The organism is Corallococcus sp. CA041A, from assembly GCF_003612075.1.
GTDB classification, from domain to species: Bacteria; Myxococcota; Myxococcia; order Myxococcales; family Myxococcaceae; genus Corallococcus; species Corallococcus exiguus.
Genome location: NZ_RAWF01000234.1, coordinates 1 through 15,589 on the forward strand (window position 1 = coordinate 1; position 15,589 = coordinate 15,589).

Sequence of the window (15,589 nt, forward strand, 5' to 3'; positions counted from 1 at the left end):
TCAGGGGCCGGTAGCGCTGCGCCACCAGGGTGCTCAACCGGAACGGCAGCTTCCGCTCACGCTCCACCTTGCGGGCCCGCTCCACCAGCGCCTCTTTCGTCAGCCGCGACGGGCCTTCCAGCCCCACCAGGACGCGGTTGGTCGTGGTGGGCACCTCGAAGATGGACAGGCCGTGGAAGCTCACCTGGTAGGTGCGCACCATCGCTTCGTAGTGCGGGTTCCCCGCGGACTCCCAGACGTTGCTCGCCACCGCCCCGCCCCGCGTCAGCCGTGAACGCACCGCGCCCAGGAACTCGCGCGTGGCCAGGTGCCCGGGAATCTGATCCGCCCCGTACGCATCCAGGAAGATGAGGTCGTAGGGCGGCCCGTCCGCCTCGATGAAGGCCCGCCCGTCCCCCACGTGCGCGCGCAGGAGCGCGTCCTCCTGGAAGCCGCAGTACTCCTTCGCGGCGTCCACCACCGCCGCGTCCAGCTCCACCACGTCGATGTGCGTGTCCGGCAGCACCGCGTGCAGGAACATGGGGATGGAGCCGCCGCCCAATCCGATGGCGAGGATGTTCTCCGGCTGGGGCACGAACGCCAGCGCCACCATCACCATGCGGGTGTACGGCAACTCCAGCCGCAGCGGTTCGCCAGGCCACACCACGCTCTGGCGCGCCCCCCCGTCGCCGAAGCGCAACGAGCGGCGTCCTTCCTCGTCCTCGGTGACGATGACGGGCCCGGAGCCGTCATCGCGCTCGTCCTCTTCCGCCAGGACCCGGGCTCCCTACTTCGCGTCCGTCACCGGCAGGGGTCCGCTGTCCAACACCCGCTGCGCCGTCACCGCCGGCCCGTACCGCGGCGTCTGGATGGGCGTGCCCTGCGCGTCCTTCCCCTGGCTCAGCGTCATTGCGTCCGCGTCCGGCAGGTAGCCCACGCGCAGGGACACCTCGCGCACGGTGGACAGCTCGCGCGTCTCCTCCGGGCCCGTGGCGTAGGGCAGCGCGGTGCGCAGGGGCAGCGGCACCACCACGCGGCGATTCGCCGTGGCTCCCGGCTCCACGCGGCTGACCGCGGGCACCTCCGGTGCCTCCACCGCCAGGTCTTCCGGCACCGGCAGCAACATCCGCGACAGCACCACCTTGCCGCCGGACAGGTCCACGTAGGCCCGCTCGGGCGCCAGCGTGAGGTGGCCGCTGAAGCCCACGTCCCACAGGCCGTCCGTGAGCAGCACGGCCTTCTGCGTCCGGTTGTGCACCGCGTAGGTGACGGCGAGCGTGTCCGCCTCGCGCGCCACCGACTCCACCTTCAGCTCCACATCCGCCTGGGCCACGCGCTGTCCTCCTGGATCCGCTGCTGGGGGCGCGGGCCGCTCCGGCGCCCGCGCACAGCCCATGATGATTGCCAGCGCCATGATGGCACCAGCGCGGCGGAAGGTCTTCATCCCCCGAATCCTAGTAGCGCGGGCGGGTCGGCAGGTTCAGATCGTCGCGCAGGACGTTCTCTCCGGGACGTCCGCCCTGCACCACGTCCGGCGTGGACGGGTCCTGGTCCAGGTCGATGGGCAGGCCCACCGCGGAGGTCTCCAGGTTGCGCGTGCCGTCCTTGGAGCCCAGCGCCAGCGTGCCGTTGTTCATGTCCGACGCGTGCACCAGCTCGTGGAACAGGCCCACGACGGGCGGGCGGTTCATCCACTCCTCGCTGCCCAGCGAGATGCGCGTGGTGTTGTAGTTCACCTGCGAGTCCGTGCCCTTGCCCGGCGTGCCGTCCGCGTTCATGAAGCCGTCGTTGAAGTTCGTGCCGCCCGCGCTGTTGCCGCTGGACGTCTCGCGGATAACCGTCTTCTTGCCGCTGTCGTCCAGCGTGCGCAGCAGGTCCTGGCCCGAAGGCAGCGAGCGCATCGCGTCCAGGTCCGACTGCACGCGCGCCTGGAACTCCGCGCTGCCCGTCACGGAGACGGAGGAGCCCCGCTGGTCCGCGTCCGTCATGTCGACGATTTCACGCTCGCCCTCGGCCGCGTCGGCGGTGGTCTCGCCCTCCTCCACGTAGAGCTTGTCCGTGCCCGTGCCGCCGCGGACCGTGTCCTTGCCCGCGCCGCCCGCCACCGCGTCGTTGCCCGCGCCGCCGCTCAGCGTGTCGTCGCCGCGCCCGCCGATGACCTGGTCGTCGCCCTCGCCGCCATAGGCCCGGTCGTTGCCCGCGCCCGCGTCGATGTAGTCCCGGCCCTTGCCGCCGGACAGGTAGTCGTTGCCGTCCAGGCCGTACATCACGTCGCGGCCCTCGCCACCCATGATGCGGTCATCGCCCGCGCCGCCCTCCAGGTAGTCGTCGCCGTCCATGCCCTTCAGCGTGTCCTTGCCCTCGCCACCGATGATGGTGTCGTTGCCCGCGCCGCCGATGAGCGTGTCACTGCCCGCGCCGCCCGTGAGCTTGTCGTCGCCGTCACCACCGTCCAGGGTGATGTCCTGCGTGACGCTCGCGTCCACGGTGATGGAGTCGTTGCCCGCGCCGCCGTTGATGATGACGCCCTTGGCCTGCTCGGCGGTGAGGTTCACCGTGTCGCTGCCGGACGTGATGGTGAGCCCGCCGTTCTTGTTCTGCGTCACCTTCGCGGTGTTGTTGCCCGCGCCCAGGTCCACCACCGTGCGGCCGTCAGCGTTCGTGCTCACCTGCGGCGCGAGCGCCTTCGCCACGCCCTTGGCGACCTTGTCGAGGGCCGACCCGATGCCCGACGCGATACCGCCCAGGAAGCCACCGCCGTCCTTGTCCTTCTTCACCGCCGTCTCGGTGGTGCGGACCTCCGACAGCTGGGGACGTGAACCCGCGCGAGGCCCGGAGTCGAAGCCGTCCGACATCCGCTGCGTGACGGCGGCCTTCACCGCGTTGGGCTTCGCCGGCGGGGCGGGCGTCTTCGGCTGCGGGGTGCTGACAGGGGACGTCGTGCGCGAGCCGGGCTTGCCAATCGTGGTCATGTCGCTTCTCCCAGGTGACGGAGACACCTGGCCAGGGGTCCGGGCGACGGGGCGCCAGGGTCGGCAGAACGCCGACATTCCAGATTGTCGTGAACGTTTGCCGCCAGTTGCGTCGCCCGGCCCGGAACGACACGGCGCGGCACGGAAGCCCCTGGAATCGTTGTGTTTCTCAATTCCCGATTCGCGAGATGGTTTCAAGGATTTCGTGTATTACAGCTTCACCGCCCCTGCCCCATTCGCGGGGAAACGGGGGACGGATGACGGGAGGGAGCACCGCATGAAGCTGAAGACGTTGCTGTCCGCCGGGGTGGCGTTGGCCGCCGCGGCGTGGGCTGGTCCAGGAGTGGCGGCCACGGCGAACGGCCCCATCTGCGACCCGGCGGCCTACGTGAACTCGACCACCTATTACAACTGCACCGGGAGCAGCCACACGGCGCTGGATATCGGCAACGGATCCTGCGGCGAGTGGAACCACCGCGGCATGCTGGTGGGCAACTACTACTATTACTACTACGGCGGCTGCGCGGCGGCCTGCTACGGCTCCACCTGCAACGGCGGCGCGGGCAACTACTACGTGGTGTCCGGCGCGAACGGCTGGGACTTCCGCCAGCTGCACTTCTACGCCAACGTCAGCTCTGGCACGAAGACGTGCGACCGCTGCGCGCTGGGGCTCGTGGGCGGCACGGGCAGCGCCACCGGCCCGCACGTGCACGCGGACAACCGGCAGTACGGCACGCGCAAGTCGGCCTGGTACACCAGCGTCGGCACCACGTGCGGCACCAACGCCAACTGCACCAACAGGCTGGGCGTTCCCACGCTGTAGCCCCGCGTTCGGGTGTCCTCGGGCAGGGGCCGCACGTCCCCTGCCCGGCTTCACGTCTCCGACGTCCGGCGCGCGTGCGCCCGTCGTTCCTCTTCCGCGTGAGCTCCCTTCGACATGACCTCCCGTCCCCTCTTCAAGGTCGCGCTCGCCGGCCTCGTCCTCCTCGTCGCCTTGGGCGTCGTGTGGTGGCGGGGCTCGGCTGGGAGCGATGACGCCGGTCCTTCGCTGCCCGTCGCGGCGATTCCTTCCGTACCCACGGCCGCAGCCGGGAATGGCGCCACCGGGGAGCCTCCGCCCGCCGCGCGCGCTGGACCTCGCGAGGAGATCCCCATGCCCGGGTGCTGGGACGGGCTGGCCGCGTTGGACAGGTCCGCGACGATGGAGTCGCTGCATGCCGCCGTGGCCGCAGCCATCCAGGCGCGCGACACCGCGCTGGTGGCCTACCTCCAGGAGCGCCTGACGGAGCTCGTGGGCAACGACCCGGACCGCGCACTGCAACTGGTGGCGTGGGCGGTGAACGCCGCGCCGCCTGAGTCGGTCATCTACCTGGAGGCCCTCAAGACCGCGCCCGCCGTGCGACACCCGCGCGTCACGGAGAAGCTGATGGCGGTGGCCGAGAACAAGTCGCTGTTCACCCAGGACCGCGCCGCCGTCCTGGACGCGCTGGAGACGCAGCACCGCTTCACGCCGGAGACGCGCGGCCGAATCAAGGCCATCGCGATGGATGACTCCGCGGACTCCGCCGCGTGGGTGGCCACGCGCACGCTGGGCCGGGTCATGAAGGAGGACTACGAGCGCACCGGCACGTATGCGCCGTATTGGAAGGACCTGCTGGACATTGGCACCACGTCGGATGACTCGGCGGTGCGGCTGCTCGCGCTGGAGATGCCTTCGTACTCAGACCCGTTGCTCGACTCGGACTCCATCGATGCGCTGGCGAAGGTGATGCGCACCGACAAGGAGCGCGACGTGCGCGAGATGGCCGCCTTCCGGCTCGCCGTCACCGAGGACCCGCAGAAGGCCCTGGCCGCGTACCGCGCCGCCTTCGACGGCGAGCATGACCTGTGCGTGCGCTGGGCCTTCCTGCGCTTCGCGGTGCGCGCGGCTGGCGCGGATGCACTGCCCCTGGTGGAGGAGTTCGCGCGCAAGGACCCGCGCCTGCGGCAGGACTACCTGGACTTCAAGGCGCTGTACGCCACCGGCACGACGGACTTCGCGCGCATCTGGTTGGGCAAGAAGGAACGCCACGACTGCGTGGTCGAGGAAGGAGCGCCGCACTGATGGGCTCGCGAACGATGAAGGCCCGGGTGCTCTGGCTGTCGCTCCTGCCAGGACTGGCCCTGGCGCAGGGCGCGCCCGTTACCGTCCCCACCCGGACAGCCTGCACGGTGGAGGGAATGCTGGACGAGGTGCGCGTGGCCATGAAGACGGGCTCGCCCGCGTACCGCAAATACGCACGCCTGCGTTTGAAGGAGGCCGCCATCGCCATGCCGCCGGAGGCCCTGGGCCGGGCTGTGAGCCAGGAGCGTGACCCCGCCGTGCTGGAGGCCGTGGGCGCGGCGCTGGCCACCAAGGCGAGCAACGCGCAGAAGCCGGAGCTGCTCCAGCCACTGCTCTCCCGCGCGAGTCAGGACGCGGACCCCGGCCTGCGCGCGGCGGCGGTGCGCGCGTTCCAGGGCTCGCCGTCGGTGGAGTTCATGGCGAAGAACGGCGACGTCGTCACCTACGAGCAGCTCGTGCGCGACAGCGCGCCGGAGGTGCGCCAGGCGGTGGTGGAGAACCTGGTGACGGAGAGCGCGGGCATCTACTTCGGCCACAACCCGGAGCTGGCGGAAGCGGCGGTGAAGGTCGCCTCGGCCACGGACGACCCGGCGCTGGCCACGCGCCTGCTGGGCGAGGTCTCCATGGAGGCCGCGAGCCCGGAGGTGGTGCGCAAGCTCACCCAACAGCTGAGCTCGGAGAACGCGGGCCTGCGCGCGGCGGCGGCGAAGGCGCTGGGCGGCGTGCCGGGCTCCGAGTCCGCGGGCGCGCGCCGTTCGCTCACCTCGCTGTACCGGAGCGACAGCGACCTCGCGGTGCGCAAGTCGGCATTGGAGGGACTGGCGCGGCTGGGCCAGTCCGGCGCCCGGCCGCTCCTGGAGTCCCTGCGCGGCGTGGACAAGCGCCTGGATCCAGAAATCGACGCGTGGCTGTCCGCGCTCCAGCGCAACCTCCAGGAGTGGCACCTCATCCTGCGGGAGAAGCAGCGCTTGTCGCCCTGAGTGCGTCCGCTGGGGAACGGCTGTTCCATGGCGGGCATCCTTCACGCCCGGCCCCTCCGAAAAGGTGGCCGGGCGGCGGGGAGAGCGGCAGGTTGAGGGGGCCATGTTCGACAGCGGTTTCGGCTCGTCCACCCTCGCCCTGGCGCTCGTTGGCAGCGCCGTCACCGTCCTCTCCACCAGCCTGGGCGCCGTGCCCGCCCTGGCCATGGGCGGCATCTCCCAGCGCACCAAGGACGTGCTGATGGGCTTCAGCGCGGGCGTGATGCTCGCGGCCACGGCCTTCTCGCTCGTCGTCCCCGCCATCCACCTGGCGCAGGAGCGCTCCACGTCGCGCTTCGTCCCCGCACTGATCGTGGGGGGCAGCATGCTGGTGGGCGGCCTGTTCCTGCACCTGTGCAACCGCTTCATCCCCCACGAGCACTTCATCAAGGGCCAGGAGGGCAACGCGCAGGCGGCGAACCTGAAGCGCATCTGGTTGTTCGTGCTGGCCATCGCGCTGCACAACTTCCCGGAGGGCCTGGCGGTGGGCACCGGCGTGGGCAGCCGCTCCATGGCCATCGCCGCGCCCATCCTCGTGGGGATTGGCCTGCAGGACATCCCGGAGGGTTTCGTCGTCGCGCTGGCGCTGATGGGCGTGGCGTACAGCCGCAAGCAGGCGGTGCTGGTGGCGCTCTACACGGGGCTGGTGGAGGGCGCGGCCGCGCTGGTGGGCTTCTTCGCCACGTCGTTCGCTTCAGGCGTGCTGCCGTGGGCGCTCGCGTTCGCGGGCGGCTCCATGCTGTACGTCGTCAGCGACGAGATGATCCCCGAAAGCCACCGCCAGGAGTACGCGAAGGAGGCCACCGCCGGGCTGATGGTGGGCTTCGTGCTGATGATGTTCCTGGACGTGACGCTGAGCTGACGCTTTGCGTGCGCGCACCGCGTCTGTGTCCTGCCGGACACCCGGCTGCCCCGCCCCGTGTGGCCCGGACGTGGTAGTTTCAGGTGCATGTCTGTGTCGGATCGAACCCGCGTCGACGGGACCCCCGGGGAGTCGAAGGACAAGGGCGCCCACCTGGACGAGGAGGGGCAGGAGGCCGCGCTCCACGTGACGCTGCCGTACGAGCAGGCCCGCCGTCCGGGGGACCTGCCCACGGTGCGCCGCTTCCGCCTGTCCGTGGTGGAGGGCCCGGGCGCGGGCATGGTGTGGGAGTCCACGGCGGACACCTGCTCGGTGGGCTCGCATCCGCTCAACGACTTCGCGGTGGAGGACTCCACCGTGTCGCGCTTCCACTGCGAGGTGCGCATCGGGCCCAAGGGCCCGCAGGTGAAGGACCTGGACAGCCTCAACGGCGTCATCGTGGACGGCGTGCAGGTGGTCGAGGGCATCCTGCGCAGCGGCAGCCTGCTGCGGCTGGGCCGCGTGGTGCTGCGCTTCGACTTCAGCGCGGAGAGCAACCGGCTGCCCCTGTCGGAGTTGACGCGCTTCGGCACGCTCGTGGGCACGTCCGTGGCCATGCGCGGCTGCTTCGCGATGATGGAGCGGGCCTCCGCGCGCGACGTCACGGTGCTGCTGGAGGGAGAGACGGGCACGGGCAAGAGCCAGGCGGCGCTCGCCATCCACCAGGCCAGCCGGCGCAAGGACGCGGCGTTCCTGGTGGTGGACTGCGGCGCCATCCCCGCGCACATCCTGGAGAGCGAGCTGTTCGGCCACGAGAAGGGCTCCTTCACCGGCGCGGTGAGCCGGCGCGCGGGCGTCTTCGAGGAGGCCGACGGCGGCACCGTCTTCCTGGACGAGATTGGCGAGCTGCCCCCGGAGTTGCAGCCCAAGCTCTTGCGCGTGCTGGAGAACCGGGAGATCCGCCGGGTGGGCAGCAACACGTACCAGCCGGTGGACGTGCGGCTCATCGCGGCCACGCACCGCGACCTGCGCGCGGAGGTGAACGCGGGCCGCTTCCGCTCCGACCTGTTCTTCCGGCTCGCGGTGCTGCGCATCGCCATGCCGTCCCTGCGCCAGCGGCCGGAGGACCTGTCCATGCTGGTGTCGGGCATCCTGGCGTCGCTGGGCGCGGACCCGGAGCGCACGGGCGCGCTGCGCACGCCGGAGTTCCTGTCGCGCCTGAGGCACGCGGCGTGGCCGGGCAACGTGCGCGAGCTGCGCAACCACCTGGAGCGCTGCCTGGTGTTCGAGGACGCGCTGCCGCTGGCGGAGGAGGACTCTCGCCCGGAGGGCAGCCCGCTGGAGTTGGACCTGTCGCGGCCGTACGCGGAGCAGCGCCGGCGCGTGGTGGACGACTTCGAGCGGAGATACCTGCGGGCGCTCCTGGAGAAGCACCAGGGCAAGGTGGCCCAGGCCGCCGTCACCGCCGGCATGGACCGCGTGCACTTCTACCGGCTGCTGCGCAGGCACGGCATCAAGCCGTAGGCGGCTTCAGCGCCGGGAGGAGAGCCGCCAACGCTCGGGGGCATCCGGCACGGGACTGACGACGAAGTCCGCCTCCAGTCCCCGCAGCGCCGGGCCGGTGACGATGGGCGTGGCCGCTTCTCCGTCACCCCGCACCCAACCGGGCAGGTGGAGCAGGCCCCCTTCCCCGCCCGCCGCGTCCCACGCGGAGGCAGTGGCTTCCGTCCAGCCGTGAGCCTCTTCCCGAGACGTCAGCCGGTCCACGTGCACGGTGACGTGCAGGCGCGCGGTGGAGGTGCCCTTCCCCGTCAGCGCGAGCCCCACGTCCAGCACCCGCGCCCGCAGCTCCCGCTCGCGTCGCACGTCGTCCGGGAGGCTGGCCACGGCGAGCAGGCACGCACCGCCCATCACCCGAACCTCCATGCCGGCCTCGCGCGCCAGCGTGCTCGCGCGCTCCAGGCCCGCGTCCAGGTCCTCCATCGCCGCGGGGTCCGGTTCTCCCGTCAGCCGGGCCTCCACGTACAGCCCCACCGCGCGAGGGACGGCCACCGGTGCCGCGCCTCCCAGCACCGCGCCCCGCAGGTCCTCCAGGAGCGCGTCCACGTCCGGGTGGCGCTCCTCGCGCGCCTTGCGCAGACACCGCAGCACCACCGCGTCCAGCGCGGCGGACACCGGCGCGTGCTCTCCGGGGCGTGGCGGCGGCGCGTGCAGGTGCTGCTGCTCCACCTCGTGGCGCGTGGTGCCCTGGAAGGGCGGCATGCCCGTGAGCAGTTGGAAGAGCAGCACGCCCGCGGCGTACAGGTCCGTGCGCGCGTCCGGCACCTCGCCGCGGATCTGCTCCGGCGCCATGGACAGCGGCGTGCCCAGCACCACGCCGGTGTGCGTGAGCGACGAGCTGCCCGGAGCGCCCGGCACCAGCCCCTTCGCCACGCCGAAGTCCACCAGCTTCACGGCGGGGCCGCCGCGCCCCGGGGCGAGCCGCACCACGTTCTGCACCTTCAGGTCGCGATGCACCACGCCCGCCGCGTGCGCCACCCGCAGCGCCGCGCCCACCTGCTCCATCACCTCCAACACCTCGCGCGGGGACAGGGGCCCGCGCGTGGCCAGCTCCGCCGCCAGGTCCTGCCCCTCCAACCACTCCATGGCGATGAAGGGCCGGCCGTCCGACAGCTCGCCGTACCCCAGCACCGTGACGATGTGCGGATGGCGCAGCCGCTGCAGCGTGGCGGCTTCACGCCGGAAGCGCCGCAGCGCCACCGCCGCCGCGGCCACCTGCGGGTGCAGCACCTTCAGCGCCGCGGGCACGCCGGATTGCGCGTGCCGCGCCCGGTACAGCGCGGACACGGGGCCGTGGACCTGGACGCGGTCCACGACCCACTCGCCCACGAGCGCGCCGGGCCGAAGCTCCTCGCCGTAGAGGGCCTCCTCGCCATTCATGGGCTAGCGCTTGCCCTGGCCCCGTGAGGTCTCCAGGGGCGGCGGGGGCTCCGTCCAGCGCTTGCACAGCTGCAGATGCTGATCATCCACCAGGTCGCACGCGCCGTTGAGGAAGACGGTGACGGGCTCCTCCCAGACCTGGTTGGACGTGTCCATGCAGGCCTCGAAGTCGCCGTCGCCCGACAGCAGCGAGCCGTCCTGCGTCTTGCACTGGTAGGGCGTGTTCGGGGTGGTGCTCCAGCACGGCCCCGTCACGGTGGCCGCGCAGTCCTCTTCCGTGCCCGGCAGCGCGCACACGCGGTAGGTCGCGTACGCCCGGCCGTACACCCAGCCCGGGTCGTAGCAGGAGTAGAGGTCCTTGAAGACGGGCTTCGACTGGCGGCCCTTCGGACGGTTGATGGTGTAGCGGTCCTTCTGCCCCGCCACCAACGTCACCGTCACGTTGATGTCGTCACGGAGCGCGTCCCTGCCGAAGAGGTTGCCGTAGAAGGCGCCCTCGCGAACCCGGTACACGGCGCGCTCGGAGAGCGGCGCCTGCACTCCCGCCGAGACGCCCACGGTCGCAGTGCCCTCCGCGTCGCTGTCCCAGGGCGCGGTCATCACCGTGAAGTACCCACCCGACACAGGGCAGGTGAAGTTCACGGAGGGGTCCGTGTCCGTGGAGGACGAGGGGTCCGTGGACTCCGGCACGCACCCCTGGCTGGACTCCACGTGGCGCGCGTCCGTCTTGTCGCAGCCGGCGATGCCCCGGCACACGCGCAGCACCATGCGTGCTTCGCCGCTGGAGCCCAGCGGCGTCCCGGACGGGCAGACCGCCGGGCCGCCCGCGCCCACGGAGATGGTCTGCCCCGCCGGGCACCACCCCACCGAGTGCATCTTCCAGCCGCAGTTCCGCTCCGCGCCCACCGTCTGTTCGTCGCACGGCACGGCGCTGTTCACGGACGCGGTCGTGGTCGGCACGTGGTCGAGCGGTACCGTCCATGCGTCCAGCGCGAACGGCTGCGCGATGGAGAGGTCGGGCTCATGGATCTCTCCGCGCATGGACAGCTCCACGCGGTAGCCCAGGCCGTTGTTGCGCGATAGGAGGCACGCCGTCACGCGCCGGAGGCATGCTTCTCCCGGCGCCTGCGTGCGCCACCACGGACAGAGGCCCGCGGAGCCGGCCCATTCACTGCGCTGAGAACCGGAGGGTTGGAAGGGGTTGAGGTATTCGAGCGTCTCCCCCTCGCCCAACGCACAGCTCACCAGGTACGCCATGAAGCGCTGCGCGTAGGGGTCGCGGAGCTGGTTGTTGATGAGCGCGGTGCCCGTGCCAGGGCTCATCACGTCCGGGTCGAAGAGGGACTCCAGCGAGCTCGTGGACAGCGCAGCGTTGGCGTCGTGGTTCGCGGCGATGGCGTTGAGCACCAGCTCCCGCGTCGTGAGTGAGTTGGCGATGCGGATGTCCGCCTTGCTCGTGCCGAGCTCGACGTCGGAATCGGCGCTGGCGGTGGTGTCTTCCGGGAGCGCGGGTTCGCAGCCGGTCAGGGCCAGCAACAGGAAACACCAGGGGACTCGGAGGACGGAGGAGGCCATCGCGCGAACACTCCTTGGGTAGGATTCGGAAACAGGAAGGGAAGGAAACCCCAGGCGCGGCCCTCTTGTCTCCCTGTAGCGTGAAAGGTTACGTGCGCGGCACCGTGTAACGATTCCCGTTACAGCGCTGAGGGTACGAGCGCGGCACGCAATGCGTGGAAACGCGTAGACCACAGCGGGGCTTCCGCCACGACAGGGCCGGCGCGTTCGAGCCACGCGAGGGCTTCTTCCATGGCGCCCGTGCGGCGCGCGATGGCGGTGGCCTGAAGGAGGATCTCCGCCTTCTCATCCGGTGAGGCCAGCGCGTCCGCTTCGGTGTGGAGCGCGGCCCAGTCCGTCGCTTGGAAGGCGCCGGCGGCCTGTTGATGGACCTGAAGCTCCACCAGCCTCCGCATGATGGCGGTGGGCGGCAGGGATTCCGGCGGACAGCGCTCCGAAATCCAGGCGAGCTGGCGGGCCGCCGCTGCCTCGTCTCCCGCGGCGGCCTGGATGCGGGCGATGAGCAGCGCGTCCACGGGCACGGGGTGTTCGCGGAAGAAGCGCACGCCCAACTCATGCGCTCGCTGCGCGAGGGGGAGCGCTTCGTCCAGGCGGCCCTGCATGTAGAGGACCTCCGCCAGGTTGAAGGTGGACCAGCGCTCCATCTGCGCGTGGGCCAATTCGCGGCCCAGCGCCATGGCGCGACGCAGGTCCGCTTCCATGCGGGGCACGTCGCCCTGGCGGAGCCACAAGAGGACGCGGTTGCACAGCACGGCGGCCTTGTGCAGTCCGTCGCCCGCGGCCTCGCAGCGCTCCAGGGCTTCGTCGAAGCGTTCGGCGGCTTCTGGCGCGCGGTCCAGGAAGGTGAGCGCGGAGCCCAGCAGGGCCAGCGACACGACCAGCGTCTCGTGGTCCCGGGCGCGCTCGGAGCCTTCGGCGGTGGAGGTGAGCACGCGGGCCGCGGCGGCCCACTCGCCCTGACGCACGTGCAGACGGCCCCGGGCCAGGCCACAGCGAAGGGACAGGCGCGGCGCGTCCAGGGGCTCGATGGCGTCGAGTGCTTCGCGCGTGCAGACGGCGGAGCCATCCGAGTCCTCCATCCAGTCGCGCGCGGTGGCTTCCTCCAGCAGCAGATCCACTTCGAGCGCGGCGTCGCCCCGGATGCGGGCCAGGGCGCGCGCGGCGGACAGGTCCGCGAGGCTTTCCCGGAAGCGCTGGAGGCGGTGGCGGACCTTGCCTCGTCCCGCGAGCGCCTGGGCCCGGCGCGCGTCATCGGATTCCGGAAGGAGCGCGAGCGCGCGTGTGTAGTGCTGCTCCGCTTCCACGGGCAGGTGACCGGAGCGGGCCTCCTCGGCCAGCGACAGGTAGTCGCGCGAGGCCTCCTGGTGGGCGCCGCAGACGGCCGCGTGGTGCGCACGGCGGCGGCGTTCGGCCACGTCGTCGCCCACGCTGGCCTTGAGTGCGGCGGCGTGCAGCGCGCGGCGGGGTGCGGGAGGCAGCAGGGCCTCCAGGGCCTCGCGCAGCAGCGGGTGGCGGAAGGCGAAGCGGCCCGGGCTGGTGGGACGCAGGAGGCCCGCGCGGGTCAGTCGCTGTAGGCCTGCGCCCGCGTCCAGCGCGGCGGCGCGCGACAGCTCCGGTCCCGCGGTCAGGTGGCGCAGGGCAGCGTCCACGCGTGCGACGTCCACCTCCGTGCCGAGCACCGCGCACAGCCGCGCGAGAACACGGTGGGCTTCCGGAAGGCCCGCGAGCACGCGTGGAGCCAGCCGTTCGAACAGCGGCGTGACGGAGACATCCAGCAGCGCGTCCGGCGCGACGTACCATCCGCCCCCCGGCGCCGAACGCAGGGCCCCGGCGGCTCGGAGCGCACGGGCCAGTTCGACGAGGGACAGGGGCACGCCCTGCGCCAGGAGTTCCAGGCGCGCGAGCACGGGTTCGGGGATGTGCTCCGCCGGACGCAGCAGGTGGACGAGCACCGCACGGCTGGCTTCCGGAGGCAGGGGCGGCAGCGTGTGGCGTGAGACGTGGGCGCTGCGCTCGCCCAGGTGGGGACGCAGGCCCAGCAGCGAAGGACGTCCGGCGACGCAGATCCAAAGGGACGCCCGCGGTCCTTCGAGCGTGGCGCGCTCGAGCACATCCAGGCTCAGGGGATCCGCGAGGTGGGCATCGTCCAGCAACAGCACGAGCGGGGCTTCACGTGCCTGGGCAACGAGGGCCTCGGCCAGGATGCGGGGCTCCGCGGACGGACGGCCCGCGACGGCGCGCAGTGAATCCAGCAGGGCGTTGGACAGCGACGCATCCGGAGGAGGAGCGCGCAGGCGGACGACCCGGGCGTGGCCCGTGGACTCCAACTGGAGCGCGAGCGCCTTGAGCAACCGTGACTTGCCATGCCCCACCTCGCCGGTGAGCACGCCCAGGCCCGGTGCCGAGGACGACAGGCTCCGCGCCGCGTCCGCGACCAGGGCATCCAGCAGCGCATCGCGGCCCACGAACGGAGGAGGCTCTCCATCAGCGCGAGCTCCGTCCTCGTCGTGGAGGCGCAGACGGAAGACCGCGCCGTTCTCGCGCTCGGTGTCCACGGATCCTGGTGACGCCGCGCGTGGACTCTCCGCGACCGCTTGCGACGAAGTGGACTCGCGGATTGCGGACTCCCGCACCGCAGGGCGCGCGTCGCCTGCGTTCCCCGGCCCTGCCGTGGATCCGATGCTCTCGGGCGACTGTTCCTCCCGCGCGCCAGGATCACGAATCCCGAGCGAGGCTTCGATGTCGTCAGGCTTGCTGACGGGCTCGATCCACCCGGGCTCCAGCCTCGCGACCGCCTCCGGTGTCACCCGCACTTCGCCCTGCGCGAGTGCCCTCCCCCACCACGTCTCCGGCCGCTCCAGCGCGGCACCCGCGATGCGCGGCAACGTGGTGCCGGGATGCACGTACAGCACCGCGACGTGCAGGACCGCGGAGGCCTCTCCGGACTCCACCAACCGCCGTGCCGCGAGCGCTCCCGCGCGCACGTTCGCCTCCGCCGACAACGACTCGCAAAAGACGAGTACGTAGCCGCCCGCCGCGACCCGTGCCAGCACTCCGCCGAACGGCTCCAGCGTGGCCGCCAGCCCTTCCACCGACGCGGCCGTGCGCAGCCCCAGCACCGCCACCGGACGCGCGCCCGCGAACGTCACCAGCGCCTGCGCCGACCGCGCATCCCTCGCCCCGACGACACCGGACAGCGAAGGCCCTTCCGCGCACGCGGCCTCGAACGCTGCCAGCAGCTCCTCCGCGCTCGCGTACCGTTCCGCCGGCTCCTTGGCCAGACACCGCGCCACCACCGCGTCCAGCGCCCCCGGAACCTGCGCCCGCTCCGACACGCGCGGCGGACGCTGGCTCACGTGGCCTTCGCGCACCTCGTCCGGAGTGCCGTGGAACGGCGGCGTCCCCGTGAGCAACTCGAAGAGCAGGACGCCCAACGCGTAGATGTCCGCGGCCGGACCCGCCTCGCGCGCGTCCAGGCACTGCTCCGGCGACATGTAGACCGTCGTGCCCGCGCGGTTGCCCGCCGCCTCCGCCGGCCCCGCGTCCATCCATCGCGCGAGCCCGAAGTCCAGCAGGCTCAGCGCACCACCCTCGCGCAGGAAGATGTTCTCCGGCTTGAGGTCCCGGTGCGCGACTCCCACCGCGTGCACGCGCGCCACAGCCGGACACAGCCCCGTCAGCAGCTCCCGCACCCGCGCCACGGACGCCGCGCCCGTCCCTGGCAGCGCCGCCATCCACGCCGCGAGCGTCTGCCCTCGCAACAGCTCCTGCACCAGGAAGGGCCGGCCTCCCACCCGCCCCTCTTCCAGCACTTCAGGGACCGTGGGCGGCCCGACGCGCCGGAGCGCCTCCGCCTCGTGGGCGAAGCGCGCATGGTGTGGCCCCAGTCCCACCTTGAGCGCCACCTCGCGGCCGTCCGACTCGCGCGCCGCGGTGAAGACGTGGGCGAAGCCCCCCACTCCCAACAGGGCGGCACCGGACAGGCCGGGGACGTCGGGAATCGCCAGCGGCTCCAGGGGGAGACCGGACCCGGCGGCGACGCCATTCACGGGACACGCCGCGCCCGGCGCGAGGCGGCGGTGGCAGACCGGACAGCGCATGCGGATGCCCGGAGGCTACCAGAGCGCCCGCGCCAGCACGATGCCCACCCCCACCAGCC

Annotated in this window: 11 protein-coding genes; 5 read left to right on the forward strand and 6 right to left on the reverse strand. The window is 72.0% G+C overall.

Annotated features, from left to right (window positions below):
* The 3 genes from D7V77_RS31980 to D7V77_RS31990 form a co-directional block, all read right to left on the reverse strand.
* Positions 1 to 679: spermidine synthase (locus D7V77_RS31980; protein WP_233597364.1), on the reverse strand; the 679-nt coding region annotated here is incomplete at its 3' end.
* Positions 680 to 766: 87 nt separating this feature from the next.
* A complete protein-coding gene (locus tag D7V77_RS31985; RefSeq protein ID WP_120580069.1) occupies positions 767 to 1,423 on the reverse strand; it encodes a hypothetical protein in 657 nt (218 codons plus the stop codon).
* 10 nt (positions 1,424 to 1,433) lie between these two features.
* The gene (locus D7V77_RS31990) at positions 1,434 to 2,951 is read right to left on the reverse strand and encodes a M91 family zinc metallopeptidase (protein WP_120580070.1); all 1,518 of its coding nucleotides are present in this window, start codon (positions 2,949 to 2,951) and stop codon (positions 1,434 to 1,436) included.
* A 277-nt stretch (positions 2,952 to 3,228) separates the two neighbouring features.
* On the opposite strand from D7V77_RS31990, the gene D7V77_RS31995 reads away from it, so the two are divergent.
* From D7V77_RS31995 to D7V77_RS32015, 5 genes are all read left to right on the forward strand, one after another.
* On the forward strand, positions 3,229 to 3,774 hold the full coding sequence (locus D7V77_RS31995) for a peptidase M23 (protein ID WP_120580071.1): 546 nt from the start codon (positions 3,229 to 3,231) through the stop codon (positions 3,772 to 3,774).
* Positions 3,775 to 3,888: 114 nt separating this feature from the next.
* Positions 3,889 to 5,055, forward strand: coding sequence for a HEAT repeat domain-containing protein (locus tag D7V77_RS32000; RefSeq protein ID WP_120580072.1), 1,167 nt, complete (start codon positions 3,889 to 3,891; stop codon positions 5,053 to 5,055).
* Complete coding sequence (locus D7V77_RS32005) at positions 5,055 to 6,035, forward strand: HEAT repeat domain-containing protein (protein WP_120580073.1); 981 nt, start codon at positions 5,055 to 5,057, stop codon at positions 6,033 to 6,035. The genes D7V77_RS32000 and D7V77_RS32005 overlap by 1 nt, the downstream gene beginning before the upstream one ends.
* Before the next feature lie 103 nt (positions 6,036 to 6,138).
* Positions 6,139 to 6,936 carry a ZIP family metal transporter gene (locus D7V77_RS32010; RefSeq protein WP_120580074.1) on the forward strand — a complete coding sequence of 266 codons (798 nt, stop codon included), beginning with the start codon at positions 6,139 to 6,141 and terminating at the stop codon, positions 6,934 to 6,936.
* 153 nt (positions 6,937 to 7,089) lie between these two features.
* Positions 7,090 to 8,439: a sigma 54-interacting transcriptional regulator gene (locus D7V77_RS32015; protein WP_120580079.1), complete on the forward strand. Its 1,350-nt coding sequence runs from the start codon at positions 7,090 to 7,092 to the stop codon at positions 8,437 to 8,439.
* A gap of 6 nt (positions 8,440 to 8,445) precedes the next feature.
* Here the strand turns inward: D7V77_RS32015 and D7V77_RS32020 are convergent, their stop codons facing one another.
* The 3 genes from D7V77_RS32020 to D7V77_RS32030 form a co-directional block, all read right to left on the reverse strand.
* On the reverse strand, positions 8,446 to 9,855 hold the full coding sequence (locus D7V77_RS32020; RefSeq protein ID WP_120580075.1) for a serine/threonine-protein kinase: 1,410 nt from the start codon (positions 9,853 to 9,855) through the stop codon (positions 8,446 to 8,448).
* Positions 9,856 to 9,858: 3 nt separating this feature from the next.
* On the reverse strand, positions 9,859 to 11,430 hold the full coding sequence (locus D7V77_RS32025) for a hypothetical protein (protein ID WP_120580076.1): 1,572 nt from the start codon (positions 11,428 to 11,430) through the stop codon (positions 9,859 to 9,861).
* Positions 11,431 to 11,549: 119 nt separating this feature from the next.
* The gene (locus D7V77_RS32030) at positions 11,550 to 15,530 is read right to left on the reverse strand and encodes a serine/threonine-protein kinase PknK (protein WP_120580077.1); all 3,981 of its coding nucleotides are present in this window, start codon (positions 15,528 to 15,530) and stop codon (positions 11,550 to 11,552) included.
* Between the last annotated feature and the right edge of the window lie 59 nt (positions 15,531 to 15,589).